General features: G+C 69.4%; 1 protein-coding gene. It reads right to left on the bottom strand.

The features are described from left to right. Positions 1-92: 92 nt before the first annotated feature. Positions 93-1,409, bottom strand: coding sequence for a hypothetical protein (locus ABZ833_RS38265; protein ID WP_361057172.1), 1,317 nt, complete (start codon positions 1,407-1,409; stop codon positions 93-95). Positions 1,410-1,736 lie beyond the last annotated feature (327 nt).

Below are 1,736 nucleotides of genomic sequence, written 5' to 3'. Positions count from 1 at the left end.
CAACCCCCGGCCCCCAAAACACCCCCGCGGGGCATGGGGGGGGCCCCCGACCCCCCCCGGGGGGGGCCCGGGGCCCCAACGCATGCCCCAACTCATGCCCGAGGCCGCTTGTTGCCCTTCCCGCGCCGACTGGAGATGACGTCGTACACCGTCTCGCGATACCAGTGGTACGACAGCACCCGGGGTGACAGGCCGTCGTCAGGAGTCCGATCTGCGTACGGGATCTGTCCCCGATTGTGGTAGGCACTCACGGTCCCCGGCTCCAAGGGCGCGCCCCGGGTCGCGATGCCCCAGATCTCGGCAAAGTCGTCCACGTCAAGAAGGTCCCGGGGGTCGCCCTCGGGGAGCGGATTGAGCAGCACGGGGCCGGTGCCCATGAAGGACGCCCACACGTGCGGGCGGGCCTCCCTCACCCAGTCGTCGACCTCGTGCTGATCCCACACTCGCGGCCTTGTCCGCAGGGGATCAGGGAAAGGCCGGCGCACAATCCTGCCGTCCTCCCCCTTGGCTTCGACCCTGGACCAGGCCTCTCCGGTAGGCACGGGAACGCCGTACCGTGGACCGATCTCCTTCAAAGTCAGCTCGCCAGCCGCCCCTGCGGCCGGCGGCTCCCTCTCCGCGCCCGCAGTGGCACCTTCGGCGCCGACCGAGCCACCGGCCGATGTTGCCGATCGCCGCTGCGCCGCTTCCCAGGCCCGACGTCGTTCGGACCATACCCAGGCGTCCACCGCGGCCGCGTCGTAGTCGGTCCCATCCGTCAACGGAAAGTTCTCAGTCTCCGTCCACCTTCGGGCCGTCGGCAGGGTGATGGCGTATCGGGCGGCAATACCGTCCACATCCACACGCGTCGAGGCCACAGGCCCGGATGCCTGCTCCCGCGGCCGACGCTCCACGGGGGCCGGCGCCTCGGCGCGCGCGCCGGCCTTCTTCTGGCGTCGCATGCTTTTTCGCGGACGGTTGACCCAGTCGTAGGCGGTCTGCCGAAACCACATCGGCCTCATGACCTCGGGACGCAGCCCGTCGCCGGGATTGCGGTCTGCCTCCGGCATCGACTTCTTGGAGCGGTACCCGCGCAGGGTCGCCATAGGGATCGGCTCGTCTCGCCCCAGCGCCTTCGCCTCGAACTCTGCGATGCGCTCCAGCGACACCAGGTCCTTCGGCTTGCCCTCCTCCAGCCCGTACGGGTTGTCCGACTCCTGGCCCTGTGCCCAGAAGACGGGCAGGTTCGTGCGCAGCCAGTCATCAACCTCACTGGCCACGCGGACCAGGGTCCTGCCGGGCCCGCTCGGCCAGCCCTCAGGAAACCCCTCCGCGTCGCTCCAGTACGCAACCTTCGACAGGTCGACCTTGTACTTCCGCGCAATCTCCTCGGAGGTCAGGACCTCCTCGTCCGCGTCGGCGGGGATCATCGATCACTCCTTGTCGGGCCAGCGAAGGCGCAGACCGAGATGGTGCCCCGTTGCTGGAGGCGTGGGTAGGACGGAGTCCGGGTGACGCCGACACCGCCGACCCTCTTTCGGGCCGGCACCCCGATCGCGCAGGGGCAGGTGTCAAAGTACATGGCGCTAGGGGGATATGCAACGTACCGCTCGGGTGCCCAAGTCGGGCTCAGTTGCAGAAGTGCGTGTGGGGTCGAGCGGATCCGGCCGTCACCGGGGTTGTCGGCGACCCACCGCTTCGCGCTGGAGTCAGGGTCCACGTAGAACCCGTCGGTCATGGTCGTCGGGTCGGCCGCG

The organism is Streptomyces sp. NPDC047525 (assembly GCF_040643025.1).
GTDB lineage: Bacteria > Actinomycetota > Actinomycetes > Streptomycetales > Streptomycetaceae > Streptomyces > Streptomyces durmitorensis.
This window is presented reverse-complemented; position numbering and strand designations above follow the sequence as displayed.

Bases quoted from the DNA above. Each gene is read 5' to 3' on its own strand.
- ABZ833_RS38265 (WP_361057172.1), bottom strand. From the start codon at position 1,409: ATGATCCCCGCCGACGCGGACGAGGAGGTCCTGACCTCCGAGGAGATT.